This is a genomic window from Streptomyces sp. NBC_01334, assembly GCF_035983595.1.
In the GTDB taxonomy this organism is placed as follows: Bacteria; Actinomycetota; Actinomycetes; order Streptomycetales; family Streptomycetaceae; genus Streptomyces; species Streptomyces coriariae.
In genome coordinates this window covers 9,734,634-9,760,395 of sequence record NZ_CP130718.1, presented here as the reverse complement: position 1 = coordinate 9,760,395, position 25,762 = coordinate 9,734,634, and the positions used below count along the sequence as shown (strand labels likewise).

Annotated in this window: 15 protein-coding genes and 1 pseudogene; 2 read left to right on the top strand and 14 right to left on the bottom strand. The window is 74.2% G+C overall.

Annotated features, from left to right (window positions below; translation table 11 throughout):
- The 11 genes and pseudogenes from OG736_RS43130 to paaA all read right to left on the bottom strand — a co-directional run bounded on the left by OG736_RS43130 (position 1) and on the right by paaA (position 9,800).
- Positions 1-1,623, bottom strand: coding sequence for an MFS transporter (locus OG736_RS43130; RefSeq protein ID WP_327187347.1), 1,623 nt, complete (start codon positions 1,621-1,623; stop codon positions 1-3).
- Positions 1,624-1,912: 289 nt separating this feature from the next.
- A pseudogene (locus OG736_RS43125) lies at positions 1,913-2,038 on the bottom strand (JmjC domain-containing protein); the annotation flags it as partial.
- A gap of 102 nt (positions 2,039-2,140) precedes the next feature.
- On the bottom strand, positions 2,141-3,391 hold the full coding sequence (locus tag OG736_RS43120; protein ID WP_327187346.1) for a kynureninase: 1,251 nt from the start codon (positions 3,389-3,391) through the stop codon (positions 2,141-2,143).
- On the bottom strand, positions 3,388-4,272 hold the full coding sequence (locus OG736_RS43115; RefSeq protein ID WP_327187345.1) for an alpha/beta hydrolase family protein: 885 nt from the start codon (positions 4,270-4,272) through the stop codon (positions 3,388-3,390). Before OG736_RS43115 ends, OG736_RS43120 begins: the two co-directional genes overlap by 4 nt.
- Positions 4,262-5,107: a tryptophan 2,3-dioxygenase gene (locus tag OG736_RS43110; protein WP_327187344.1), complete on the bottom strand. Its 846-nt coding sequence runs from the start codon at positions 5,105-5,107 to the stop codon at positions 4,262-4,264. The genes OG736_RS43115 and OG736_RS43110 overlap by 11 nt, the downstream gene beginning before the upstream one ends.
- A gap of 53 nt (positions 5,108-5,160) precedes the next feature.
- Entirely contained in the window at positions 5,161-5,937 is a 777-nt protein-coding gene (locus OG736_RS43105; protein ID WP_327187343.1) for an SDR family oxidoreductase, read from the bottom strand.
- A 46-nt stretch (positions 5,938-5,983) separates the two neighbouring features.
- The gene (locus OG736_RS43100) at positions 5,984-7,111 is read right to left on the bottom strand and encodes a 2Fe-2S iron-sulfur cluster-binding protein (RefSeq protein WP_327187342.1); all 1,128 of its coding nucleotides are present in this window, start codon (positions 7,109-7,111) and stop codon (positions 5,984-5,986) included.
- Positions 7,108-7,608, bottom strand: a complete 501-nt coding sequence (gene paaD, locus OG736_RS43095; protein ID WP_327187341.1) for a 1,2-phenylacetyl-CoA epoxidase subunit PaaD — start codon at positions 7,606-7,608, stop codon at positions 7,108-7,110. Before paaD ends, OG736_RS43100 begins: the two co-directional genes overlap by 4 nt.
- Entirely contained in the window at positions 7,605-8,405 is an 801-nt protein-coding gene (gene paaC / locus OG736_RS43090) for a 1,2-phenylacetyl-CoA epoxidase subunit PaaC (protein ID WP_442817144.1), read from the bottom strand. The genes paaD and paaC overlap by 4 nt, the downstream gene beginning before the upstream one ends.
- The gene (locus OG736_RS43085) at positions 8,389-8,730 is read right to left on the bottom strand and encodes a 1,2-phenylacetyl-CoA epoxidase subunit B (RefSeq protein WP_327187340.1); all 342 of its coding nucleotides are present in this window, start codon (positions 8,728-8,730) and stop codon (positions 8,389-8,391) included. The genes paaC and OG736_RS43085 overlap by 17 nt, the downstream gene beginning before the upstream one ends.
- On the bottom strand, positions 8,727-9,800 hold the full coding sequence (gene paaA / locus OG736_RS43080; protein WP_327187339.1) for a 1,2-phenylacetyl-CoA epoxidase subunit PaaA: 1,074 nt from the start codon (positions 9,798-9,800) through the stop codon (positions 8,727-8,729). The genes OG736_RS43085 and paaA overlap by 4 nt, the downstream gene beginning before the upstream one ends.
- A gap of 322 nt (positions 9,801-10,122) precedes the next feature.
- Here paaA and OG736_RS43075 point away from each other — a divergent pair, with 322 nt between their 5' ends.
- Together OG736_RS43075 and OG736_RS43070 are read left to right on the top strand one after the other, a co-directional pair.
- Positions 10,123-10,377, top strand: a complete 255-nt coding sequence (locus OG736_RS43075) for an acyl carrier protein (RefSeq protein WP_327187338.1) — start codon at positions 10,123-10,125, stop codon at positions 10,375-10,377.
- Complete coding sequence (locus OG736_RS43070; protein ID WP_327187337.1) at positions 10,377-11,855, top strand: class I adenylate-forming enzyme family protein; 1,479 nt, start codon at positions 10,377-10,379, stop codon at positions 11,853-11,855. The genes OG736_RS43075 and OG736_RS43070 overlap by 1 nt, the downstream gene beginning before the upstream one ends.
- Positions 11,856-12,038: 183 nt before the next feature.
- On the opposite strand, the gene ccrA is transcribed toward OG736_RS43070, so the two are convergent.
- Genes ccrA through OG736_RS43055 form a run of 3 tightly spaced genes read right to left on the bottom strand, consistent with a single transcriptional unit; the run spans position 12,039 to position 25,739 of the window.
- Positions 12,039-13,268, bottom strand: a complete 1,230-nt coding sequence (ccrA, locus tag OG736_RS43065; protein ID WP_327187866.1) for a crotonyl-CoA carboxylase/reductase — start codon at positions 13,266-13,268, stop codon at positions 12,039-12,041.
- A gap of 2 nt (positions 13,269-13,270) precedes the next feature.
- Complete coding sequence (locus tag OG736_RS43060) at positions 13,271-17,149, bottom strand: type I polyketide synthase (protein WP_327187336.1); 3,879 nt, start codon at positions 17,147-17,149, stop codon at positions 13,271-13,273.
- Positions 17,142-25,739, bottom strand: a complete 8,598-nt coding sequence (locus OG736_RS43055) for a non-ribosomal peptide synthetase (RefSeq protein WP_327187335.1) — start codon at positions 25,737-25,739, stop codon at positions 17,142-17,144. Before OG736_RS43055 ends, OG736_RS43060 begins: the two co-directional genes overlap by 8 nt.
- Positions 25,740-25,762 lie beyond the last annotated feature (23 nt).

Genomic DNA, 25,762 nt, shown 5'->3' with positions numbered 1-25,762 from the left:
TCAGGCTCCCGGTCCGCTCGGCCTCTCGGTGGCGGCAGGGGCGGAGTCCTCGGTGCAGTAGCGCCGCAGGAGTTCCCGCTCGGCGTCCCGGTGCGGGAACATGAGGTAGATCAGCAGCGCACCCAGGGCGATCGCGGCCAGGCCGACGGTGTACGCCCAGTCGTCGCCGTGGAGGAACGACTTGCGTGCTGCCGCGACGATCTGGTCGGCGTAGCGGGGGTGCTGCTGGGCGACCTGCCCGGCGGAGGCGAACGACTTCGTCAGCTCGCTCTGGACCTGGTCCGACACGTCCTTGCTCTCGGGGGAAGCGGCGATCGCCGCGCTGAAGGCCGAGGCATAGCCGGCGGTGAGGAGCACGCCCATGACGGACTGCATGATGGCCCCGCCGAGGTCGCGTTGCAGGTCGGCGGTGCCTGAGGCCATGCCGACCCGTCGCACGGGCACCGATCCGGTCAGCGAGTGGGATGAGGGCGTCCCGGCGAAGCCGGCACCGATACCGATGAGCACGTAGGCGAAGCCGATCTGCCAGTAGCCGCTGTCCTCGCCCCAGAACAGCAACATCCAGGCGAAGGCGAGGAAGAGGAACGCGTAACCGATCAGCAGGGTCGTGCGGGCGCCGCGTCTCTCGACCAGCTTCGCGGACCGTGGTGCCACGAGCACCATCATCACGACGAGGGGGAGGATGGCGGCGCCGGCTTCGACGGGGCTGTACTCGAGCACGTTCTGCAGGTACTGCTGGCTGATGAACGCCGACCCCATCATGGAGCCCCAGACGATGATTCCCGCGCATGCGGCGACCCAGAAGGTGCGCCGACCGGCGATGTGGAGGTCGTACAACGGGTTCGGAGCCCGGCGCTGACGCCAGAAGAACGCCCCTCCGGCAGCCAGGGCGATCACGGCGAGGCCGACGACCAGTGACCCCTGGTCGGGGACGGCGGCGAAATTGATCGCCAGCACCAGTCCCGCGACCAGGAAGACGGAGAGGATGCCGCCGAGGTTGTCCACCGGTTCGGCCGACTCGTTGGCGTGCGCGGGGACGAACAGCAGGGCCATGACCAGCGCGACCACGGCAAGGGGCAGGGTGATCAGGAACACCGACCCCCAGTAGAAGCGTTCGAGCAGGGCGCCCGCGATCACCGGCCCGAGCATGGAGACGCCGCCGCCCAGGGCCGACCACAGCGCGATCGACTTCGTCCGCGCCGACCCCGCCCACAGGGCGGTGATCAGCGCCAGGGTGGTCGGGTAGGCCATGCCGGCCGAGAGCCCGCCGAGGATCCGGGCCGCCACGAGGACGGTGTCGTTCGGCGCGTACGCGGCGAGCAGGCAGGCGGGGATGGACAGGACGATGCCGAGGAGCAACAACAGCTTGCGGCCGTGACGGTCGCCGACCGCACCCAGGTAGAGCACCGACGCGGCCAGGCCGAGGGAGTACCCCACGGCGATCAGGTTCAGCGCGGCCTGGGAGGAGTCGAAGGCCTTCCCGATCGCGGGCAGTGCCACATTGGCCACCGACAGGTTCAAGTTGGCCACGGCGGCAACGATGATCAGGGACGTCAAGACGAGCGACGCCCGCGCCGGGGCCTCGCGCGGAACGTCGGTGCGAGGCGCGCCGCTTTTCGACATGGAACCTCCGGGGCGAAGTTGGGCTTCGCGAGAGTCTTGCCTGATCCGCCGTGCCGCACATCGCCCCATTGGGATGACACGCCCACTGAAGGGTGTCGTGCCCGGTGGTTGCAGGATCGGGTTCCAGGCGAACCAACCCAGGTTCTCGGCGCCCAGTTCCCACGGGGACTCCAGCAGCAGTATCTGGGAGCGGGCCACACGCTGACGCTCCTGGCCCGCCTGCGGAGCGCGGCCTGGCAGCAGAGCGTGGGGCTGGTGGCGGAGAGCCGCCGCGCCGGCAGGTGACGTGGAGCGAGCGAATACCCTGGTCGGCAGAGACCGCGTGCCACACGCCGCGCGGCGCGTACAGCACGTCGCCCGGCTTGAGGACCAGGTCCGCGACCGCCTCGGTGGGCGCCTCGCCGGGATCCTCAATGTCGCGGTACAGCGGGAACGGCCTGGCGCGTCCGGCCGTGACCGCAGGGCAGTTCGAGGGTCGAGGCGGGCAAGAGGCGGGAGTTCGACGCGGAGTCCAGGCTCAGGTGACCGGGCCCGACCGTGAGGGTGCGGGGTCGTAGGACGACTCGCGCACGATGGAGCTCAGGCGCTGTGCGGCGGTGAGCAGTTCGGTGTGGGTGGTGTAGAGCGCGTTGACGCCGAAGCGGAGCAGGTCGGGGGCGCGCATGTCGATGACGACGCCCCGGTCCGCCAGGGCCCGGGTCAGGCCGAGGGCGTGCGGGTGGCGCAGGGACACATGGCTGCCCCGGCGGGCCGCGTCCCGGGGTGTCACCGGGGTGATGTCCAGCGGGGTGAGCAGTTCCTCGGCGCAGGTCAGGAAGAACTCCGTCAACGACACGCTCTTGGCCCGCAGTTGTGCGAGGTCCACGTCCTCGAAGACGGTGAGGGCCGCCTCCAGGGCGAGCAGGGACAGGATGGGCGGGGTGCCGATACGCGCGCGGGCGATGCCCGGGGCGGGTGTGTAGTCCCGGTCCATGGCGAAGGGGCTCGCATGGCCGTTCCAGCCGGTCAGCGGGGTGTCGAGGGCCTCGTGGTGACGGCGGGCGGCGTAGAGCCAGGCGGGCGCGCCGGGGCCGCCGTTGAGGAACTTGTAGCCGCAGCCGACGGCGAGGTCCACCTCCAGTGCGTCGAGGTGCAGCGGCATCGCCCCGGCGGCGTGGCACAGGTCCCACACCGCGAGCGCGCCGGCCCGGTGCGTGGCCTCGGTCAGCGCGGCCATGTCGCACAGCTCGCCGGTGCGGAAGTCGACCGGTGAGTAGCTGACCGCCGCCACCCGGGAGCCCTGTTCGGCGAGGAACTTCTCCAGGTCGGCCGGGGGTATCCGGCACACCTCCAGGGCGTCGCCGCGGCGGGCCACCGCATCGGCGAGGTACCGGTCGGTGGGGAAGTGGCCGGGATCCGTGACCAGCAGGGGCCGGTCGGGGCGCAGCGCGGTGGCCGCGCTGAGCGCGGTGAACAGCTGCACGCTGGTGGAGTCGCCCGCCACCGTCTGCCCCGGCGCGGCGCCGACGAGGCGGCCGATGGTGTCGCCGATCCGCAGGGGCGCGTCCCACCAGCCGCTGTCGTTCCAGGAGCCGATCAGGCCGGTGCCCCACTGGCGGGCCACGACGTCCGCCAGGGCGGGCGGGACGGCGGCGGGCAGCGGGCCCAGGGAGTTGCCGTCGAGGTAGATGACGCCCTCAGGGAGGACGAACCGCTCGGCCAGCGGGGCCAAGGCGTCCTCGGCGTCGGCGCGGGCTGCCCGGTCTTCGAGCGGGGTGGCGGCGGTCATGGGTGCGTGGCTTTCCCTGGGGCGGTGCCGGTATCGGTGCGGGGGGCGGTGGCCGTGTCGGTGCCGTCGCGCGGCACGGCGAAGGCGGCGGACATCTCCCACAGGGTGTCGGCGACCGCGCGGGCTCCGGGGGCTCCGGGCTCGATGAGGGTGTAGTGGCCGGTGCCGGGCAGCACGACCGTCCTCAGGTCCTCGTGCACGGCCGCGTAGTCGGTGAACTGGGTGAGCGGGACCTCCTCGTCCACGGCGCCGTGCAGCAGCACCGTCGGCACACCGGTGGTCCCGGCCCCGCGCAGCAGGGTGAGGGGGTCGACGGCGGGCAGCCGTTCCTCGAACACGGCCTCTCCCCCGAGGAGTTGCAGGGCCGCGTCGTTGCTGAGGCCGTCCCGGCGGGTGGCGGTGAGGTCCGTGATCGGGGCGAGTGCGAGCACGCCGGTCGGGAGGGTGTCGGTGTGCCAGCGGGAGCCGTCGGGCAGCAGGCCGCGCGCCGCGCACCACAGGGCCAGATGGCCGCCGGAACAGTGGCCGGCCAGGACGTAGGGCCGCCCCTCGGGAAGGGTGTCCACGATCCGGGCCACGTCGTCGAAGGTCTCGGGATGGCCGCCGGCCCCGCCGGAGCGGCGGAAGCCCGGCAGCAGCACGTCGAAGCCCTGCTCGGAAAGGTAGGCGGCGAAAGGAGTGAGGTGCATGCGGTCGTAGCGCCAGTAGCCGCCGTGCAGCAGGATCACCAGGGGGGCGCCCGGGTCCCCGGCCGGCCATGCGTCGTAGGCCTGGTGCGGGTGGTCGCCATAGCGGCCGTGCGCCGGAGCCAGCACCGGCTTGAGGCTCAGTACCCGCTTCTCCTCTTCCGCCGCGAAGGCGGAGATCACCCTAGACCCCACCGCGCACCTCCCACAGCTCCGGGAAGACCGGCCGGTTCGCGCGCTGTTCGAGCCAGGCGAGGCCCGTGGAGCCGGCGCTGCCGCTCTTGGTGCCCATGGCCCGGCGGACGACCATGACGTGGTCGAAGCGCCAGCGCAGGACGAGTTCGGCTATGTCGGTGAGCAGTTCGCCGAGGACGAGCAGCGGATGGTGCTGGGGGCCGGAGTAGATCATCCGCCACACCTCCACGACGCCCGGGTCCGACGTGTAGGGCGCGCTCACGTCGCGCTCCCGGACGCGCTCCGGAACCGGCAGCCCCCGCCGGTGCAGACAGCCGAGCACCTCGTCGTACAGGGACGGCTGGCGGTGGGTGTCGCTGAGCGCCTCGTGCACGACGGGGTCGCCCCGGTGCAGGCGGAGCATCGCCTCGGACTTGTCGCCGAGCAGGAACTCCAGTTGCCGGTACATCGCGGACTGGAAGCCCGAGGCCTTGCCGAAGGCCGCTCGGAAGCCGTTGAAGCGGGCGGGGGTCAGAGCGGCCAGGGGCGCCCAGGCGGCGTTGAGGGCGGTCAGGGCGCGGCGGCTGCGTGTCAGGGCGTCCATGGCGGCATCCAGGTCGTCCTTGGCGAAGGCCGTGCCGGCGCTGCGCCACTCGTGGACGATCAGGGTGAACCACAGCTCCATCACCTGGGTGGTGACGACGAAACCCATCTCGTCGGGTGCCTCGGTGAGGGGCTGCTGGAGGTTGTTGAGGACGGACGCGTGCACATAGGCGTCGTAGGGGCTGGCACCGTCGAAGGGCCGGGTGAGTGAGTCGTCCGCGGCCCGGGCCGGTGCGGACGTGCCGTCGTTCATGATGAGGGCCTCCTGTTGCTGCCGCGGGCGGCGCGGCGGGACGGGCACGGGGCTCACGGGCCGAGGTGGACTCCGCCGGAGGCGTCGATCCACTGGCCGGTCACCCAGCGGGCGTCGTCGCTCGCCACGAAGGAGACGACGTCGGCGATGTCCGCGGGGGCGCCGAGCCGGCCGAACACGGAGGCCGCCTCGTACCTCTGGCGGATCTCCGGGACGGCGAGCGTCGGGTTGATCTCCGTCTCGGTGTAGCCGGGCGCGACGCTGTTCACCGTGATGCCCCGCGGTCCCAGTTCCTGGGCGAGGGCCAGGGTGAGGTAGTCGAGGGCGGCCTTGGTCATGGTGTAGGCGATGATCGGCGGGAAGGCGACGCGCGTGGCGACCGAGGAGACGTTCACGATCCGGCCGCCGTCGCGCAGCCGGTCCAGACCGCGCTGGATGATGAAGAACGGCGCCCTGGTGTTGATCGCGAACGCCCGGTCGTAGTCGCCCTCGGTGACGTCCGCGATCCGGCGCGGGACGGTGATGCCGGCGTTGTTGACGAGGATGTCCAGGCCGGGTGCGGCGTCCTGCCCGGCGAGGGCGTGGTCGAAGGCCGTCCACAGGGTGTCGACGTCACCGGGCACGCCCAGTTCGGCGTGGACCGGGAAGGCGCGTCCGCCGTCGGTCTCGATCTCCTTGACGGTGCGCTCGGCCGCCTCGTGGTCGTGTCCGTAGTGGACGGCCACGAGGGCGCCCTCGCCGGCCAGCCGTCGGGCGACGGCCCGGCCGATGCCGCGGCTGCCGCCGGTGACCAGAGCGGTCCTGCCCGCGTGCCGCAGGGGGGTGGTCATCGTGTTCTCCTTCTGCTGGGGTGGGTGGTGGCCGGGGCGGGTGCCGTCATGCGTCGAAGTCGACGGTGACCTCGCTGCCGAGGGGCCTGGCGCGGCAGGTGAGCGTGTAGCCGGCGGCCAGTTGCCCGGCGTCGAGGGCGTACTGGGGGCCGGTCGCGACCTCGCCGGTGAGGACCTTGGCGCGGCAGCTGCCGCAGATGCCCTCGCGGCAGGCGTACGGCACGTCAGGGTGGTCGCGCAGCAGCGCGTCGAGGAGCGCGGGGTCCCGCGGCCCGGCGGTGACGACCCGGCGGTGTCCGTCGTAGAGGGCGGTGACCCGGGTGCCCTCAGGGGTGCGCGGCGCGCCGGGTCCGGGCGGGGTGCCGGGTACGGGCGGGAGCGGCGGGGTGTCGCCGAGGGCGAACAGCTCGGAGCGGACCAGGGCCGGGTCGGCACCCGCGTCCGTCAGCGCCCGCCGGACGGTGGCGATCAGACCGGCCGGACCGCACAGGGCGAAGGTGGTGTCCGGGCCTGGCCGGGTGTCCAGCGCGGCGAGCAGCCGCGGCAGGCCCTCGGCATCGATCCGGCCGCCCAGGGGCGGGCGTCCTTCGCGGGTCAGTATGTGGAGCACGGTGAACCGGTCGACGAACGCGTCCTTGAGCAGGGCGAGTTCGTCGGCGAGCAGGGCGTCCGCGGCCGTGGGCACCGAATGGACGAGATGGACCCGGCACGTGGGATCCGTGCGCAGCGCGCTCGCGCCCATGGCCGCGAGCGGGGTGATGCCGGAGCCGCCCGCGATCAGCACGTGGTGGGCTCCGGGCAGCTCGGGCAGGGCGAAGGCCCCGGCGGGCGCGGAGAGTTCGAGGCGGTCGCCGGGTGCCAGACGGGTCAGCGCGTACGCGCCGAAGCCGTCCGGGGCGCCCCGCTTGATCACCAGCCGCAGCGCGCCGGGCTCCTCGGGCGGCGGGCACACCGAGTAGCTGCGGCGCAGTTCCTCGCCCGAGCGGCGGTGCCGGACGACGACGTGCTCGCCGGGCCGGTGCGCGAAGGTGGCGCGGAGGGGGTCCGGTACGTCCAGGGTGACGGCGACGGCGTCCCCGGTGAGGTGCTGGACGGCGGTGACCGGGAGGCGGTGCCAGCCGGTGCGCCGGCGGGCGCCGTCGGTCGCGAGGAGGGGGTTCGGACGCGTCCTCATAGCGCGCTCAGGTGGGGGAACAGCTCGCGGCAGGCGGTGCAGCGCAGCATCGACTGGCAGCGGGTGGGGCCGAACGCACTGTGCGGCCGGGTGGCTCGGGAACCGCAGTGCGGACAGGGCACCCCGGTGAGGCGGACGAGGACCGGGCCGTCCCCCGGTGCAGGCGTGGGCGGGGCGATGCCGTGGGCGGCGAGCTTGGCGCGGCCGGCCGCGGTGATGCGGTCCGTCGTCCACACCGGGGACAGCACCTGCCGTACCCGGGCGTCGGGGTGGCCGCAGTCCGTCAGGACGTCACGGATCGAGGAGGCCATGGCGGCCAGTGCCGGGCAGCCCAGGTAGGTGGGGGTGAACTCCACCTCGAGACGTCCGTCGGCAGCAGGGCCGATCGAGCCGATCACTCCGAGGTCGCCGAGGGCGATGAAGGGCAGCTCCGGGTCCGGCACCGCCTCCACCCGGGCGCGGACCTCCGATACCGCGAGGGCCGTGCCGCCGTTCACCAGGTACCTCCGGGGAACTGGCGGCGCACCGACTGGAGTTCGGCGACCAGGGACGCGAACTCCTCGGTGTGCAGGCCCGCACGGCCGCCCCGGGCCCGCCAGCGGGGGGACGGCACGGTGAGTCCGGCCCGGGTGATCACCTCTGTCGTGCTCCGCTCCCATCCCGGGCGCAGCGGGGCGGGCGAGGGGGCCGTTCCGGCGGCGGCGAGGTCGCGTACCGGGTCGTCCTCGTCGAAGAGTTCCGCCGTGTACGGCCACACGTGATCGAGGCCCTCCTGCATGCGGCGGGCGCTCTCGGCGGTCCCGAGGCCGAGGCGTTCGGTCCAGGTGTCGGCGTGCAGCCGGTGGAAGGCGATCTCCTTGGCGGCCCGCTGTCCGAACGCGGCCAGTTCGGGGTCCGCGCAGCCACCGAGCGCCCCGTAGTACGCCACGGCGTAGTGGGTGTAGACGAGTTGCCGGGCGACGGTGGCCGCGAAGTCACCGTTGGGCAGCTCGGTGAGCAGAGCGTTGGTGAACTCGCGGTCGGTCCGGGCGAAGGCGAGGTCGTCCTCGTCGCGTCCGGTGCCGTCGAGGCGTCCGGCGAGGGTGAGCAACAACCGGGCCTGGCCGACGAGGTCGAGGGCGATGTTGGACAGCGCCAGGTCCTCCTCGATGGTGGGCGCCCGGGTGATCCACTGACACAGCCGCTGGCCGAGGACGAGGGCGTCGTCGCCGAGGCGCAGCAGCTGGACGGCGAGCCGGGGGTCGGTGCGGCCGTCCGCCTCGGTGGCGGCCGCCCGCTCAGTCGTCGTGGCCACCGTCGGGGCTCCTCTCGGTCGTCAGCGGCACGAACTGCTGGGGGTACCGGTAGGGCTTGTGCCGCGCGTTGGCGAAGTACGGGTCGCGCTCGTCCGGGGAGACGGTGTGCACCGCGTCCGAGCGGACCACCCACAGCGACAGCGGGTCGCCCCGGCGGGTGTAGAGGTCACGCGCCCTGAGCAGGGCGGTGTCCGGGTCATAGGCGCGTACCGAGCCCACGTGCTGGTGGGAGAGTCCGCGCTGGGGCCGCAGGAAGACCTCCCAGGACGCGGGGACGCCCTCCGGCCGCGCCGCCGGGGCCCCTTCCGACTGCCCGCCGCTCATGCCCGTACCTCCGTGCGGTCGTGCCCGTGCTCGTGCCCCTGGGCACCGGCGTCCTGGCCGGCCGCCCCGTCGCCGTCCCGGGTACGGGCGGCATACGCGGCGGCGGCCTCCCGTACCCAGGCGCCGTCCTCGTGCGCCGCGCGCCGGTGGGCGACGCGCTGCCGGGCCCAGTGCGTGTCCTCGCCCAGCGCGCGCCGGTAGACGTCCCAGTCGACCGGGGTGAAGTCGTAGTGGCCGCGTTCCTCGTTCCAGCGGATCGCCGGGTCGGGCAGGGTCAGGCCGAGGCGTTCGGCCTGCGGGACGCAGCTGTCGACGAAACGCGCGCGCAGTTCGTCGTTGGTGTGCCGCTTGATGCCCCAGGCCATGGCGCGGCGCGAGACCGCGGCACCGACCGCCGCGGTGCGGGCGTCGGCGCCGCCCGCCTCGGTGTCGGGCGGGCCGAACATCAGCGCCACGGCCGGCAGCCACCAGCGGTCCACCGCGTCCTGCGCCATCGCCTTCTGTGCCGGTGTCCCCTCGCACAGGGCGCGCATCAGGTCGTAGCCCTGCCGTACGTGGAAGGCCTCCTCCTGGCAGACGCGCCGCATGGCCCGTGCGTAGGGTCCGTACGAAGTACGGCACAGCGGGGCCTGGTTGATGACGGCGGCGCCGTCCGTCAGCCAGGCGATGGTGCCGGTGTCGGCCCAGGTCAGCGCGGGGTGGTCGAAGGTCGCCGAGGCGCGCTGGCGGCCTTGGTGCAGGGCGTCCAGCAGGTCGGCGCGGTCCACGCCCAGCGTCTCGGCGGCGGAGTACAGGTACAGGCCGTGGCCGGCCTCGTCCTGGACCTTGGCGATGAGCACCGACTTGCGGTGCAGGGAGGGTGCCCGGGTGAGCCAGGCGCCCTCCGGCTGCATGCCGATGATCTCGGAGTGGGCGTGCTGCGCGAGCTGCCGGAGCACCATGCGGCGGTAGCCGTCGGGCATCCAGTCGCGCGGTTCGACGGCCTCACCGGCGCCGACGAGCGCCTCGAACCTCGCCGTCGGTTCGTCCTCGCCGGCGGCCGCGGTGTCGGCGGGCCCTACCGCGCTCATGCCGCGCCTCCCCGGCCGATCCGCGCCGGGGCGGGGACGTACACGCCCCTGGACCGGACCCCTCGCCTGGGCACTGGCATCACTCCTTCGGTGCTTCCCGGGCGCCGTTGCGCCCGCCTCGCCCGGTGGATCGGGCACGGCCTCCGTCTGGGAAAGAGGCCGTGCGGGAGGCCCGCAATCCCCCGGCGTGCCGGCTGGGGCGCGTGACAAACGTCACGCGGGGGTGCGGGGATTGCGGTTCGGCGCGGGGGCCTCTTGTTCGGGTGACAGGCGAAGGACGCGATCCGCTCGGCGGTCGGCCTGCCGGGCGAAAGGGGTAGCCATGAGCACCGTCAGGGAGTTGCTGGTCGAGCTGACCGGCACGGAGGAGTTCGCCGACGCCGGGCGGGTCGGTGACGACGTCGACCTCGCCGCGAGCGGCATCGACTCCGGGGACCTGGTGCGGCTGGTGCTGCTGGTCGAGCAGCGGGCCGGAGTGGAGATCACCGCAGACGACATGGAGAAACTGCAGACGATCGCCGACTACGAGCGTTTCGTGGCCGAGCGGTCCGCGGCCGGTGCCGGTGGCGGTGCCTGATGTGGCTCACGCAGCTGCTGGAACGCAACCGGCAGTGCTTTCCCGGGCGGACGGCACTGGTCGACGAGCGGCGCGCGGTCACCTGGGCCGGTTTCCACGACCGTACGCTCGAACTCGCGCGGGGATTCGTGGAACTGGGAATCCAGCATGGTGACCGTGTCGCCGTGCTCTCCAAGGACCGGATCGAGGTGCTGGAGACCTACTTCGCGCTCGCCCGCCTCGGCGCGCTGTTCGTACCGCTGAACCACAGCCTGGCCGTGCCCGAGGTCGCCGACATCGTGGCACGCGTGGGCGCGGTCGCCGTGTTCGGCGAGTCCGAACTGCTCGACCGCCAGCCGGAGTTCCCCGCCTCGGTGCGGATCACGATGGCGTTCGACAAGCCGGCCTTCGAGGCACTGGGCAGTGTGGCGGCACGGCGGGAGCTGCCGCCCGTGGCCGACGCCGATCCGGTGGCCGTGCTGCACACCTCGGCGACCACCGGGCGGGCCAAGGGCGTCACGGTCGACAGCGCCTCGTTCCGCGCCATCGCCCTGGGCTGGCTGGTGCAGGCCCGGCCCACCGACGACATCGTGATGGTCAACTGCTGCCCGCTGTACCACGGCAGCATGGTGGTGTCCCTGACCTACATGGCGACGGGCGCCACCATCGTGCTCATGCCGGGCTTCACCCCGCAGCGGGCGCTGGCCGCGGTGGAACGGCACCGGGCGACCCACATGTGGATGGTCCCGCAGATGGTGCGCTTCATGCTCCAGGCCAAGGGCGCGGACCGCACCGACCTGTCCACGCTCCGGGAGATCCTGTACGGCGCCGCCCCCATGCCCCTCGACGTGTACGAGGAGGCCGTACGGCGCCTCGGCTGCGGCTTCCGGCAGGTGTACGGCATGACGGAGGTCGGCGGCCCGTTCGTCACCCTCGGCCCCGACGAGCACCCCTCGCCCGGGGACGTCACCGCGCGCATCCCCTGCGGTCGCGTGATCCCGGGTATGTCCGCCCGCGCGGTGGGCTCGGACGGGACGGAGTCACCGCGCGGCGAGATCGGCGAGATCGTGGTGCGCGGACCCGGTGTGATGCAGGGCTACTGGAACGATCCGCAGGCCACCCGGGAGATCGACCTCGACGGGTGGACCAGGACCGGGGACCTGGGGTTCGTGGACGAGGCGGGACGCATCCACCTCGTGGACCGCACCAAGGACGTCATCATCCGGGCCGGCCAGAACGTCTACCCCTCGGAGATCGAGCGCGCCCTGATGAGCCACCCGGCGGTACGGGACGCGGCGGTCGTCGGGATGGCGGACGCGGACTACGGCGAGGTGCCGCTGGCGTACGTGGTGGCCGAGCCGGACACCGGCGCCCGGGAACTGCTGGGCCACATCTCGGGGTTGCTCGCCCCCTACAAGAGGCCGCGGCGAGTGGAGTTCATCGAGCAGGTGCCCCGCAATCCCGCCGGGAAGATCGTCAAGAAGCTGCTGCGGGCCTGAGGGCACGCGCCTCCCCGCGGCCTCCCCCGACCGCCGGCAACGGGCCCGGCCACCGCTCCCCCGGTGGCCGGGCCCGGCCGGTGTCGAGTCCCTCGCGGGCAGGCTCGCCGTGCCGGACCGCGGGTCTTCGGTCGGAGGGGCGGTGGCCGGGCCGACCGTCGGACGGCCCGGCCACCGCACGCTCTACTCCGACGCGTTGACCAGGACCGCCATGTTCCCCATCGGGTGACGGTTCTCGTGGATGAGTTGGTGGGCCAGACCGATCTCCTCGAAACCGAAGGTCCGGGACAGGCACGGGTCGATGACACCCTGGTCGATCAGCCGGGTGATCTCACGGGCCTCGCGGGCGCAGGCGGCGTGCGAGCCCTGGAGCCGCTTCTGCCGCATCCACAGGAACCGCAGGTCGACGTCGCCGTTGTAGCCGGTGGTGCCGCCGCAGATGACGACCATGCCCGCGTTGTCGCACAGATAGACGGAGGTGGGGATGGTGTCGGCGCCGGAGTGCTCCAGCACGATCCGGGGGCCGCGCCGCTCGCCGAGCACGTCCCAGAAGCGCCGCCCGAAGGCCCGCGCCCCGGACAGCCAGCGGCTCATCGCGGCGTCGTCGGAGGTATCGGGCATCCGGCCCCAGTGGTCGAAGTCGCGCCGGTCGATCCAGCCCTCGGCGCCGAGCCGCATGCAGAACGCGCCGCGTTCCTCGCTGGAGACGACGGCGACCGGGATGCCGCCGACGTGCCGGACGAGCTGGATGGCGATGCTGCCCAGGCCACCGGCACCGCCCCAGATCAGCACCGGGTCGCCGGGCCGGACGGTGTGCGGGTCCCAGCCGAACAACTGCCGGTAGGCGGTGGCCGCGGTCGCCATGTAGCAGGCGGCGGCCGCCCAGGACAGCCGGGCGGGCTTCGGGTGGCACATGTAGTCGTCCACGACCGCGAACTGGGCGAAGGAGCCGTAGTTCTCCTCATAGCCCCACACCCGCTGGCTGACGGACGCGGCCGGGTCACCGCCCAGGCGGATGTCCTCGGCCGACTCGTCCCAGCGGCTGGCGAGCACGACGACCTCGTCCCCGAGCCGAACGCCCCTGACGTCCTCTCCGACGGCCCACACGATGCCCGACAGGTCGGAGCCGCCGATGTGGAAGTCCTCGACCGCACCGGCCTTCTGCCGGGCGGCGATCACGTCGAGCGGCTTCCCCAGCGCCGCCCAGACGTTGTTGTAGTTGACGCCGGCCGCCATCACCTTGACCAGCACCTGGCCACGGCGGACCGGGGGGACGTCGACCACCTCGGTGCGGAACGCGTCGACGGGCTGCCCGTAGCGTTCCCGGCGGATCAGCGAGGCGTACATCTTCCTTGGCACGGTGCCCGGTTCGGGCGCGTCACCGAGTTCGTAGAGGTCCTGGGGTGCGGTCACGGTCATGCGGGGTCTCCTGGACGGTCGGGGCCCCCGGGGGGCGGAACGGGTACGGGCGCGGTGGGATCGGCGGTGCCGCGCAGTGCCTTGGCTACCGCCGTGCCGATCAGGGCGAGGGGCTCGGGTTCGGTCATCTCGTAGTGCCCGCACGGCACCCGGTGATCGTGCAGGGTGCCCCGCACCTGGGCCCGCCAGGCGTCCGCCTTGCCGGGCAGTACGGCAAGGTCGCCGGCGAAGTCCGTGGCCGGTTCGTCGTCGGCGCTGAAGAACAGGACGTCCCCGTGGAAGACACCGGGCTCGAACCGGGGCGCGAGGCGCAGGTTGTTGCGCATGACGTCGGCCACGGCGGCGGCCTGCGCGCGGTCGACCGGAGAACCGGCGGGATCCGCCGTGACCTTGGCGTCGATGCGGTCCAGGACGGTCGCCACCGCGGGCGGTTCGCCGTCCGCGGGTACGGGCAGGCCGGCCACCCGCATCAGCAGGGCCGCCACCTGGCGCTCGGCCGTCCCGGCGTCGTACGCGCCGGCGTAGGGCTGCGGGGCGTCCAGCATGGCCAGGAGTTCCACCCACTCCCCCTGTTCCTGGAGCGCGCAGGCCATCGCGTGGGCGACGAAGCCGCCGTACGACCAGCCCAGCAGCCGGTAGGGGCCGTGCGGCTGGACCTCGCGGACCAGATCGACGTAGGAGGCGACCATGGCCGGGGCGTCGGGTGCGGGCGGCCGGGTGCCGTCGAGACCGGCGGCCTGGATGCCGTACACCGGCTGGTCGCCGCCGAGGTGGGGCAGCAGGCCGGTGTAGCGCCACGAGACGCCGGCGCCGGGGTGGACGCAGAACAGCGGTGCGGCGCCGCCCTCGCGGCGCAGCGGCAACAGGGGGGCGAGGGCGTTCGCGGTGCCGCCGGACCGCTGGTCGTCGGTGTCCTCGGTGGCGGCGAGGACACCGGCGACGGTCGGCGCGGCCAGCAGGGTGGCGGCGGGTACGTCGAGCACCCCGGCCCGGCGGAGCCGGCCCGCCAGCAGGACGGCCCGCATGGAGTCGCCGCCGAGGTCGAAGAAGTTGTCGTGGACGCCGATGCCGCCGATGCCGAGGGTCTGCTCCCACAGCCGGACGACGGCCTGTTCCCGCTCGGTGCGCGGCGGCACGGCCTCGGTGGTGAGCCGGGGCCGGGGCGCGAGGTGCGGCTCGTCCTGGACCGTGTCCGGGGTGTCGGACGCGGTGGAGCGGGCGCCGGGGGCGTCGATCCAGTGCCGGTGCCGTTCGAAGGCGTACGGCGGCAGCGGCACCGGCCGCGGCGTGCCCGGCACCGGCGGGAGCGCAGCGTCCGCACCGGCGCTCCACAGCCGGCCCAGCGCCTCGGCGAGGACGAAGCCGTCGCGGGCGTCGGCCTTGGCGTGCCGCATGGTGGTGACCGTCACCGGTGTGTCCGGGTCCAGCTGGGCGGTGGCCAGTCCGGTCAGGGTGTCCGCCGGTCCGATCTCCACCAGGACCGGGTGCCCGCGCTCCCACAGGGCCGTGACGGCGTCGGTGAACCGCACGGTGCGGCGGGTGTGGTCGAGCCAGTGCCGGACCGAGGTCGCCTGGGCGTCGGTGATCCAGGTGCCGGTGACACTGGTGACGAAAGGGATGCGGGGCGGGCGCAGGGTGACGCCGCGCAGGTGCCTCTCGTACGTCTCCAGCACCGGGTCCAGGACGTGGGAGTGGGCGGCGGCCGGTATCCGCACCCGGCGGAACGGGAGGTCCCGGCGGGCGAGTTCCCGCTCGAAGCGGGCCACGGCCTCCTCGTATCCGGCGACAGTGCAGGCGGCGGGCCCGTTCATCGCGGCCAGGGACAACTCCTCGTCGAGCAGCGGCAGTACTTCCTCGGCCGGGGCCGCCACACTGACGGTCGCTCCGCCCGCCCTGCTGATCAGCCGGATCCGTTCGGTGACCAGGGGCAGCATGTCCGCGAGGTCGATGACCCCGGCCAGGCAGGCCGCCGTGTACTCGCCCAGGGAGTGGCCGATGAGCGCGTCGGGGCGGACCCCGGCGGCCATCAGGGTGCGCGCGAGGGCGTACTCGGTGACGACCAGGCCGAGGAAGGTGGCGGTGTGGTCGGCCGGTGCGTCCTCGAAGAGGGAGGTGCGCAGGTCGGTGCCGAGGACGGGGCGCAGGATGCGGGCGCACTCGTCCACGGTGTCGCGGTAGACGTCCTGGTCGCGGTACAGCTCGGCGCCCATGCCGGGGTACTGGGTGCCACCGCCCGGCAGCAGGAACGCCACCCGGGCGGGTTCGTCCGGCACGGCCGGGGTGTCGGGGGAGGCGGCGCGCAGGGCGGACAGGGCCTCCTCGCGGGAGGCGGCGCTGACGGTCAGGCGGTGGCGCAGGGCGGGGCGGGCGGTGCGCAGCGTGTGCGCCACGTCGTCCAGGCGCAGGCCCGGGCGGCGTTCCAGGTGGCGGGCGAGGGTCTCGGCCTGACCGCGCAGGGCGCCGGCGGTCCCGGCGGACAGCGGCAGCACCAGGCGGCCGCCGTCCTCGGGGGCGCGCGGCGGTACGGGGGCGGGAGCGGGGGCCTCCTCCAGGACGACGTGGGCGTTGGTGCCGCCGATCCCGAAGGCGCTGACCGCGGCCCGCCGGGGGTGGCCGGCGGCAGGCCAGTCCTCCAGCGCGGTGGGGACGCGGAACGGTCCGGCCGCGAAGTCGATGAGCGGGTTGGGCCGGTCGAAGTGCAGGCTGGGCGGGATCTGCCGGTGTTCCAGGGCGAGGACCGCCTTGATGAGCCCGGCGATGCCGGCCGCCGCGCCCAGATGGCCGATGTTGGTCTTCACCGAGCCCAGCGCGCAGTACCCGCGCCGTCGGGTGGACTCCCGGAACGCCTCGGTGAGCGCGGCCACCTCGATGGGGTCGCCGAGGCGCGTCGCGGTGCCGTGCGCCTCGACAAGGCCGATGCTGTCGGCGTCCACCATCGCCTGGGCCTGCGCGGCCAGCACGACCTCGGTCTGTCCGGCGGAACTGGGCGCGCTGAAGCCGACCTTGCGCCGTCCGTCGTTGTTGACGGCACTGCCCCGGATCACGGCCCGGACGCGGTCGCCGTCGGCCAGGGCGTCCGCCAGCCGTTTGAGGACGACCGCGCCGACGCCGTCCCCGGAGGAGGTGCCGGCGGCGTCCGCAGCGAACGCCCGGCAGTGTCCGTCGGGCGAGAAGGGCCCGTCGGGTACGTGCCGGTAGCCGAGCGCCGCCGAGGGGTTGAGGGAGACGGCGGCGGCGAGGGCGGTGTCGCAGCGGTGGTCGAGCAGGTCCTGGCAGGCGGTGTGCACGGCGACGAGCGCGGTGGAGCAGGCCGTATGGAGGGACATGCTGGGGCCGGTCAGGCCCAGTTCGTAGGAGATGCGGGGGGCGAGGGTGCCCAGGGAGTTGGCGGTGGCCGCGTGCACCAGCTCGACGGAGCCGGGCTGTCCGGCGTGGCGGGGGTGGACGTGGGCGGGGTAGTACCGGCTGTCGCCGGCGCCCGCGTACACGCCGAAGGTGCCGTGATCGGTGCCGGGTGCGAGGCAGCCCGCGTTCTCCAGGGCGTGGTAGGCGGTCTCCAGCAGCAGGCGCTGCTGGGGGTCGACCACGGCGGCCTCGGCGGGCAGGTAGCCGAAGAATCCGGAGTCGAAGCGGTCGATGCCCTCGACGACGGAGGCCATGCGGATCAGCGACGGGTCGTCCAGGTCGCGCGGGTCGCCGCCGGCGGCCAGGAACTCCTCGTCGGTGACGGGTCGTACGGCTTCGCGGCCCGCGGCCAGGTTGTCCCAGAACGCGTCGAGGTCGTCGGCGCCGGGAAACCGGCCGGCCATGCCGATGACGGCGACGGCCGGCAGGTCCTCCTCCGGTGTGTCCAGGGGCCCGTTGGTCTCATGCATGGCCTTGGCCCTTTCCGTTCCGTGCGGAGCGGCGGGCCCGGGCCGCGCGCTGCCGTCGTGCCTGTTCGTTCGCCCGGTCCAGCCCGCTCGGCGGGTCCCCGGCGCCGTCGGTCGGGGTCCCGGGGGTTGTCGTACGGCCGACGAGGTGGCGGGCCAGGTCGCGCACGGTGGGGTGCGCGAACAGGTCGACCACGGTCAGTTCGCAGCCGAACTCCTGGTTGACGGCGCTCTGCGCGCCGACCAGGAGCAGGGAGTTGCCGCCCAGGTCGAAGAAGTTCTCGTCCCGGCCGACCCGGTCGCGGTGCAGCACCCCGCACCACAGCTCGGCGAGCCGCTGTTCCAGGGCGTGGATCCGTCCCCCGGTGTCGTCGGCGGCCTCCGGCCGTTCGGCGCTGCCGGCGGCGCGCAGCACCCATGGGGCGACGCCCGCGGCGTCGGCAGCCGCCCGGTGCAGGGCGCCGAGGTCGGCGCCCTCCTCCAGCGCGACGCGGGCGGCCAGCCGCCGTACCTGCCGGGCCGGTTCGGCGACATGGCTGCGGACCCAGGGGGCGGTGCGGTCGGCGCCGATCAGCAGATGGGGTTCGTCCAGGGTGCGGGCGAGATCGAGGGAGCGCAGTGCGGCGGCCGCGTCCAGTAACCGGTAGCCGCGTGCCTCGGTGAGTGCGGTGAGACCGTAGCCGCTGCTCATGCCCCGCTCGTGCCACATGCTCCAGGCCAGGCTCTGCGCGGGCAGGCCCCGGGCGCGGCGGTGCAGGGCGAGCGCGTCGAGGTAGGCGTTGGCCGCGGCGTAGGCGGTGTTCATGGCGCCGCCGAACCAGCCGTTGACGGAGGAGAACAGCACGAACGAGGTCACCGGATGGTCGGCGCTGACCCGGTGCAGGGTCCAGGCGCCGTGTGCCTTGGCGTCCAGCGCCGAGCGCCAGGCGTCCGGGTCCAGGTCGCCGACGGGCCGCTCCACGAGTGCGCCGGCCAGATGCCAGACCGATGTCAGGGGGACGCCCCAGGCCTCGGTGGCCCCGTCCACCGCCGCCCGCACCTGGTCCTCGTCGGTGACGTCGGCGCACGCGTAGCGCACGTCGCCCAGCTCTCGCAGCCGCTGGTGGGTTCCGCCGTCCTCGGGCAGCGGACTGCGGCCGAGGAGGAGCAGGCGGGCGCCAGGCGTCGCCAGCAGGTGGGCGGCCAGTGCGCCGCCGACTCCGCCGAGCCCTCCGCTGACGAGGTGGAAGCCGTCGGTGGCGGGCGGCTCCTTGCGGTCGGGTGCCTCGGGCAGCGGGGCCAGCCGGCGCACGTGACGCCGTCCGCCGCGGTGGGCCACCTCGGTGTCCACGGGCTGCTGTGCGGCCTCCGCCGTCACGAGCGGTACGGGGTCGGTGTCCCGCTCGACGTCCAGGTGGACGCAGCGCAGCCCCGGTGACTCCTCCCGCAGCGACTTGAGGACGGCGCCGGCCATGGCCTGGGCCGGGGAGGGCGCTTCGCCCGCGCCGACCGCCTGGGCGTCCACCGTCACGTGGAGCAGGTCCGCCGGCCGGGTGCCGAGCGCCCGGCCGAGCGCCAGCAGGGTGAGGGCGGCCGACTCGTCCGGGGCCGCGTCGCCGCCGTGCGGGGCGGTGAGGTGGATGACGGCGTCGACCGGCCGCTCGTCGGCGGCCAGGTCCCGCAGCAGCGCCGTGTGGTCGGCGTCCTCGGCGGGCCGGATCCGGTAGCGGGCGGCGTCGAGGCGTTCGTAGGACGGGCCGTCCGTGGCGACGGTGCACCGGGCGCCGTCGGCGCGCAGGGCCCGGGCCAGGCGGTCGGCGAGGCCGTGGGTCCCGGGGCCGTCGCAGGCCAGGACCAGGGTGTGCCGGCCGGGCGGCAGGACGCGCGGGGCGCGCGGGGCGGCCGGCTGCCACACGGGCTTCAGGAACCAGTCGGGGAGGGTGGCGGCGGTGCCCAGCAGCAGGTGGGCCGCACGGACGGCGTCGTCGAAGTCTCCCGCCTCGAAGCTCTTGCGCAGCTTGGTCCGCTGGATCTTGCCGATCTCGGTCTTGGGGATGTCGCCGGGGCCGACCGGGACCAGGAAGGCGGGGCTGACGCCGATCTCGCGGGTGACCTTGCCCGCGATCTCCCGCAGCGCGGCGGCGCGGTCGGGGACGGGGGCGAGGTGGAAGAACAGGGCGAGTTCGTCGGTGGCGATGGACGCGTCGGAGCGCACCGCGCAGGCCGCGGTGAAGCTGCGGACCACGGCGGGCAGTTCCTCGACGCAGGTCTCGATCTCGTGGCTGTAGTGGTTGACGCCGTTGACGATGATGACGTCCTTGGCGCGGCCGGTGATGAACAGCTCGCCGTCGCGCAGGAACGCCAGGTCGCCGGTGTCGAACCAGCCGTCGTCGGTGAACGCCTCGGCGTTGGCCGCCGGGTTGTCGTGGTAGCCGCCGGTCACGGAGGTGCCCCGGACCTGGAGCCGGCCGGCCTCGCCCTCGGTGAGCACGGTGGTGTCCTCGCCGACGACGCGCATGGCGAAGCCGGGGTAGGGCAGGCCGCAGCTGACGAACGTCTCGTCGGTGCCGGGCGGTTCGGCGGGCAGCACCGCGTCCGTGACCACCGAGCAGGTCTCGGACATGCCCCAGCCGGGGTGCATCACGTCCTGCGGCAGTCCGAAGGGCCGCAGCGCGTGCAGGAAGCCGCGGGCGGCGGCGGCCACGACGACCTCGCCGGCGTTCATCACCAGCCGCATCGGGGTCAGGTCCCAGTCGCGGTCCGCGAAGCGCGGGGCCTGTCCGGCGAGCAGCCCGAAGGCGAAGTTGGGGGCCCAGGTCACGCTGACCCGGTGCCGGTGGGCGAGGTCCATCCAGCGCGGCGGGTCCTGGAGGATCCAGGAGGTGGGCGCGTGGATCTGCCGGCAGCCCAGATAGAGGTCCCGCAGGTGGAACATGACGACGCCGGTGACGTGGTCGAGCGGGATCCAGTTCAGGGTCACGTCGTCGGCGCCGAGTCCGTTCATGGCCTCGGTGGCGGCGGAGCGGGCCAGCACATTGCGGTGGGTCAGCCGGACGGCCTTGGGCAGGCCGGTGCTGCCCGAGGTCATCAGCATCAGGATGAGGTCGTCCGGCTGCGCGGCGTACCAGTCGCGGTCCTCGGGTGCGTCCCGCAGGGCGTCGGCTGTGGTCAGCCGGAGACCGGAACCGCCGTCGTGGCCGATCCGGTCGCGCAGGCCCGCCTCCAGCGCGGGCGAGCAGACGATCCAGGGCCGGCCGAGCATCCGCCAGATGCCCTCCAGTTTGGTGAGGGCGGCCGAGGGGGTGTCGTAGGAGGCGGGCACGGTGAGCGGTACGGCGACGAAGCCGCCGAGGATGCAGCCCCACAGCACCGCGAGGAAGTCCTCACCGGCGTCGCACTGGAGGATCACCTGGTCGCCGGGGCGCAGTCCGGCACGCCGGAGTCCGGCGAGGACCCGGGAGGCCTCGGGGACGAGGGAGGCGTAGTCACGGCGGGTCTCGCTGCCGTCGGGGTGGACGTGCACGATGTCGCCCCGCGCGTGGTCGGCGGCCCGTACCAGGGCCTGGGCCCAGGTGGCCACGGTGGGTTCGGCCTGCTCGGGGCCCTCGCTGAGGGCGGGCCGTGTCCCGGCCGCCCCACGGGTGCCGCCGTCGGACGCCGGTGCGGCGCGGCGCGGGGCGGCGGCGTGCCTGCGGGCCAGTTCCCGCGGGGTGTCCTCGACCCCTGCCTCGGCGGCGCCGACACCGGTGACGCGGGCGAGGCGCTGTTGCCAGGCCCCGGCGGCGGCGCGGTCGACGGCGGGCAGGGCGGTGAGGGCGGCCGGGTCGAGGGCGCCGTCGGCATCGCGGGGCAGGGTGCTGACGGCGGTGACGCCGACGGTCGTGGTGCCGGTGCGCTCCAGCAGGCGTTCGACGGCCTCGGTGGCCTCCGCGCGGCCCGGTACCACGAACAGCCGGGGCGGTCCGCCGTCGGCGGCGGGCAGCGCGACGGCGTCGCGGATGCCGGGCACGGAGCGGGCCGCCTCGGTCAGACCTGCGGTGTCGGGGCCGGGTGCCTCGGCCGGTGTGCGCGGCGCAGGCGCCGGGAGCCCGCCGAGCCGTACGTCCGGGTCGGCGCTCACGGCCGCGAGCAGCCTGCCCAGGGAGCGGGCGAACTCCTCGGCGGTGGACGGGTCGTACAGGTCGGTGGCGTACTCGATGTGCAGGTCCAGACCGTCGGGGGTGCCGTCGGCGGTGTGCCGTTCCAGGACGTCCACGAAGAGGTCGAACTTGGCGGTGCCGGTGGCGGTGGGCCGCAGCAGCGCCGGGTGCCCGTCGAGGCGGAGCACTGCGGGCTCGTTGTTCTGCAGGGCGAGCATGACCTGGAACAGCGGGTGCCGGCCGGGCCGGCGGGGCGGGTTCAGTTCGTCGACCAGCCGGTCGAAGGGCAGTTCCTGGTGGCCGAGCGCGGCCAGGTCGCCTGGCCGGACGCGGGCCAGCAGTTCACGGAAGGCGGGGTTGCCCGAGGTGTCGGCGCGCAGCACCAGGGTGTTGGTGACCAGGCCGATCAGATCGTCCAGGCCGGGTTCGGAGCGCCCGGCGACGGGGACGCCCAGCACGATGTCCTCACCGGCTCCGCAGCGGGTGAGCAGGGCGCTGACGGCGGCGTGCAGCAGCATGAACAGGCTGCTGCCCTCGCGCTCGGCGAGGCCGGTGAGGTCGCGGTGCAGGGCGGCGGGGACGTGCTCGGTGACATGGGCGCCGTCGCGCGGTGCCGTCGGCCGGGGCCGGTCGCCGGGCAGGGTGCACTCCTGCGGTGCCGCGGCCAGCGCCTGCCGCCAGTGCGCGGTGAGCCGCTCGACGTGTCCCGTACCGTCCGGCCCGGGGGCGAGCAGGGCCCGCTGCCAGAGCGCGTAGTCCGCGTACTGCGCCGAGGGCGCGTCCCACGCCGGGGCGGTGCGCGCGCGGCGTGCCGCGTAGGCCGTGGTCAGGTCGTCGGCGAGGGGCCGCAGGGACCAGCCGTCGGCGGCGCTGTGGTGCAGGAGGAGCAGCAGGGTCCGGTCCGCACCGGTGCCGAACAGCCAGGCCCGCAGGGGAGGTTCGTCGGTGAGGTCGAAGCGGTGGCGGGAGGCGGCGGCCAGGTGCGCGCCGATCTCGTCGGCGGGGCAGTCGACGGTGGGCAGCGGCGGGCGCGGCCCGCCGGCCGGCAGGATCCGCTGGTACGGCGTGCCGTCGTGGTCGGCGAGCACCGTGCGCAGGATCTCGTGCCGGTCGGCGAGGTCGCCCAGCGCGGCACGCAGCGCCTCGGTGTCGGCGGCGGCGCCGAGCGGCACGACGAGGGGGATGTTGTACGTCGCCGTGGAGCCGTCGAGCCGGTTCAGGAACCGCATGCGTTCCTGGGCGTAGGACAGCGGGACGCGCTCCGGGCGGGGCCGCTCGCCGAGAGCGGGCCGACCGGGAGCCGTGCCGGGGCGGCCGTCGAGGAGCCGGGCGAGGGCGGCGGGCGACGGACCTTCGAACAGGGCGGTGATCGGCACGTCGGTGCCGGAGCCGTGGCGCAGCCGGGCCAGCAGCCGGGTGGCGAGCAGCGAGTCGCCGCCCAGGTCGAAGAAGTTGGCGTCGATGCCGACGGTGTCCCGGGGCAGCTTCAGCACGTCCTCGAACAGGGCGCACACCAGCGCTTGTTCGGTGCTCGCGGGTCGGGCGCCGGCCGCCGCACCGGTGAGGTCGGGCGCGGGCAGCGCGTCGGTGTCCAGCTTGCCGTTGGCGGTCAGCGGCAGGGTGTCCATGAGCACACAGGCGGCGGGAACCATGTGCTCGGGCAGGTGGGCGGCCGCGTGGGCGCGCACCTCGGCCGCGGCGGGCGGTCGTTCACCGGTGGCCACGAGATAGGCGACGAGCTGCTCGGCGCCGTGGTCGGCACGACGCACGACGACGGCGGCGCGGGCGATGCCGGGGTGCTCGGCGAGGACGGCCTCGATCTCGCCGGGCTCGACCCGGAAGCCTCGCAGCTGCACCTGCCGGTCGGCGCGGCCGAGGTGGTCGAGGGTGCCGTCGGCGCGCAGCCGGGCCAGGTCGCCCGAGCGGTACATGCGGCTGCCGGGCGGGCCGTGGGGGTCGTCCAGGAAGCGGTCGGCGGTCAGTTCGGGGCGGTGCAGATAGCCGGGGGTCACCCCGGCGCCGGTGACGTACAGCTCGCCGACGGCGCCCGGCGGCACGGGCCGGCCCTGCGGATCCAGGAGGTACACGCGCAGGTCGGCGAGCGGGGTGCCGACGACGTTGCCCCGGCGGGGGTCCGTCAGGTCGTCCGGGGTGAGGCGGTGGTGGGTGACGTGCACGGTGGTCTCGGTGATGCCGTACATGTTCACCAGGGCCGGCCGGTCGAGGCCGTGCCGGGCGGTCCACGGGCGCAGCCGTTCGGGACGCAGCGTCTCCCCGCCGAACACGACGTAGCGCAGCGCTCCGGCGGTGGGCTCCTCGTCGGCGTCCACCAGCTGTTCGAAGGCGGACGGTGTCTGGTTGAGGACGGTGACGCCCTCGTCGTGCAGCAGCCGCAGGAAGTCCCGTGGGGAACGGCTGACGGCGTACGGCACGACGACGAGCCTGCCGCCGTGCAGCAGGGCGCCCCAGATCTCCCAGACGGAGAAGTCGAAGGCGTAGGAGTGGAAGAGGGTCCACACGTCGTCGGCGCCGAAGTCGAAGTGCTCGGCCGACGCGGCGAACAACCGGACCACGTGGGAATGCGGGACGGGCACGCCCTTGGGGCGGCCGGTGGAGCCGGAGGTGTGGATGACGTACGCGATGTGCGTCGGGCCGGTCGGTCCGCCGCGGTCGGCGTCGGTCAGGTCGGCGGCCGGGCGCGCGGCGAGGTCGGCGGTGACGGCGGGCTCGTCCAGGACGACGGCGGTGACGTCACCGCCGAGGTCCGCGGCGAGGCCGCCCTCGGTGACCAGGAGGACGGGCGCCGCGTCCGCCATGACCAGGCGCAGGCGTTCGGCCGGGTGGGCGGGGTCCAGCGGGAGGTAGGCGGCTCCGGTCTTGAGGACCGCCAGCAGGGCGGGCAGCAGCCGCGGGCCCCGGTGCAGCGCGAGGGCCACCGTGCGGCCCGGTCCCGCGCCGCGTTCGACGAGCAGCCGGGCCAACCGGTTGGCCTCTTCGTTGAGTTGCCCGTAGGTGAGGTGGGCGCCCTGGTGGGTGACGGCGATCCGTCCGGGCCGGGCGCGCACCTGCCGCTCGAACAGCTCGGTGAGCGTGCCGGTGACCGGGAACTCGCGTACCGGCCGGTCGCGCGGGTGCTCGCCGGGCAGCAGCAGGTCCAGATCGGCGAGCGCGGTGGTGGGCGCCGCCTGCGCCAGCCGCCGCAGCAGCGCGAGGAACCGTTCGCCGTGCAGGGCGAGTTCGTCCGCCTCGTACAGGTGGGGGTTGGCGTCGAAGGCCAGCCAGAGGGCGCCGGGCCGGATGCCGGGCCGGACGTTGATCTGGAGGTCGTCCACGGCACCGCCCGACAGGTGGTGCCAGGTCGCCGCGCTGCCGGCGAAGTCCAGTTCCTCGGTGAAGGGGACGATGTTCAGCACGGGTCCGTGCAGGCGGCGCCCGGTGCCGAGGAGGCCGAGGTCGCGGCGGATGAACTCGCCCCGGTACTGCTGGTGCCGTCGTACTGCCGCCAGCTCGTCGGCCACCGTGCGCGCGAACTCCGCCAAGGGGGTGCCCGGGCGGGCGCTGACGCGCAGGGGCAGCACGTCGGAGGCGGTGCCCGGGGTGCGCAGGGCGGCGCTGCCGAGCCGGCTCATGGTGGCCATGCCGAGGACGAGGTCGTCCGTGCCGGTCATGCGGTGCAGGTAGACGGCGAGAGCGGTGGCGAGCAGGTCGGCGCGGGTGATGCCCAGGCCGGCGGCCGCGGCGGACAGCGCCTCGGCGTCCGGGGGGCCGAGTTCGACGGTGTGGCGCAGGAACGGGGCACGCGGCGGGGCCGTACGGCGGGTGAGGCGGGCCGGTTCCGGCAGGTCCGCCAGGCGGCGGGTCCAGTGGTCGCGGTCACGGTCACGGCGTTCGGAGGCGAGGTAGGCGGCCTCCTCGGTCCGCAGCCGGCCGACGGGCGCGAAGCCGCCGGGGCCGGGGTCGCGGCCCTCGGCCAGCGCGTTGTGGACGTCGGCCAGGCGGCGGCCGAGGAGCTTGTAGCTGTAGCCGTCGAGCAGGAGGTGATGGGCCCGCAGCAGCCAAATGTGGCGGTCGGCGGCGAGGGTGAGGAGGGTGTGCGCGAACAGCGGGCCCTTGTCGGTGTCCACCGGGGTCGCGAGGTCCGCGCGGATCAGTTTCCAGGCGGCGGCTTCCGGGTCCGCGGCGTCGCTCACGTCGACCCGGTGCAGCGGCCAGTCGTCGGCGTCCGGCGCCGGACGGCAGCGGGGGCCGTCGTCGGTGTCGAGGAAGCGCAGCGCGAAGGTGCCGGCCTCGCCGACCGTGCGGCGCAGCGCCGCCTCGAACAGTGCGGTGTCCAGGCCGCCGTGGATCTCCACCGCCTCCGCGGTGTTGTACGCGGCGCTGTCGGGGGCGAGCCGCTGCGCGTACCAGAGGCCTTCCTGGGCGCCGGACAGCGGTCGACGTTCGTCCTCGGGGAGAGACTCCTCGTGGAGTGACATAGCACAACCCTCACGTGGCAAGC

What these genes read in the sequence shown, in the direction of transcription:
- OG736_RS43130 (WP_327187347.1), bottom strand. Translation starts at nt 1,623, where the DNA reads ATGTCGAAAAGCGGCGCGCCTCGCACCGACGTTCCGCGCGAGGCCCCG.
- paaA (WP_327187339.1), bottom strand. Translation starts at nt 9,800, where the DNA reads ATGAGCGCGGTAGGGCCCGCCGACACCGCGGCCGCCGGCGAGGACGAA.
- OG736_RS43085 (WP_327187340.1), bottom strand. Translation starts at nt 8,730, where the DNA reads ATGAGCGGCGGGCAGTCGGAAGGGGCCCCGGCGGCGCGGCCGGAGGGC.
- OG736_RS43105 (WP_327187343.1), bottom strand. Translation starts at nt 5,937, where the DNA reads ATGACCACCCCCCTGCGGCACGCGGGCAGGACCGCTCTGGTCACCGGC.
- OG736_RS43120 (WP_327187346.1), bottom strand. Translation starts at nt 3,391, where the DNA reads ATGACCGCCGCCACCCCGCTCGAAGACCGGGCAGCCCGCGCCGACGCC.
- OG736_RS43075 (WP_327187338.1), top strand. Translation starts at nt 10,123, where the DNA reads ATGAGCACCGTCAGGGAGTTGCTGGTCGAGCTGACCGGCACGGAGGAG.
- OG736_RS43055 (WP_327187335.1), bottom strand. Translation starts at nt 25,739, where the DNA reads ATGTCACTCCACGAGGAGTCTCTCCCCGAGGACGAACGTCGACCGCTG.
- OG736_RS43070 (WP_327187337.1), top strand. Translation starts at nt 10,377, where the DNA reads ATGTGGCTCACGCAGCTGCTGGAACGCAACCGGCAGTGCTTTCCCGGG.
- OG736_RS43100 (WP_327187342.1), bottom strand. Translation starts at nt 7,111, where the DNA reads ATGAGGACGCGTCCGAACCCCCTCCTCGCGACCGACGGCGCCCGCCGG.
- OG736_RS43110 (WP_327187344.1), bottom strand. Translation starts at nt 5,107, where the DNA reads ATGAACGACGGCACGTCCGCACCGGCCCGGGCCGCGGACGACTCACTC.
- OG736_RS43060 (WP_327187336.1), bottom strand. Translation starts at nt 17,149, where the DNA reads ATGCATGAGACCAACGGGCCCCTGGACACACCGGAGGAGGACCTGCCG.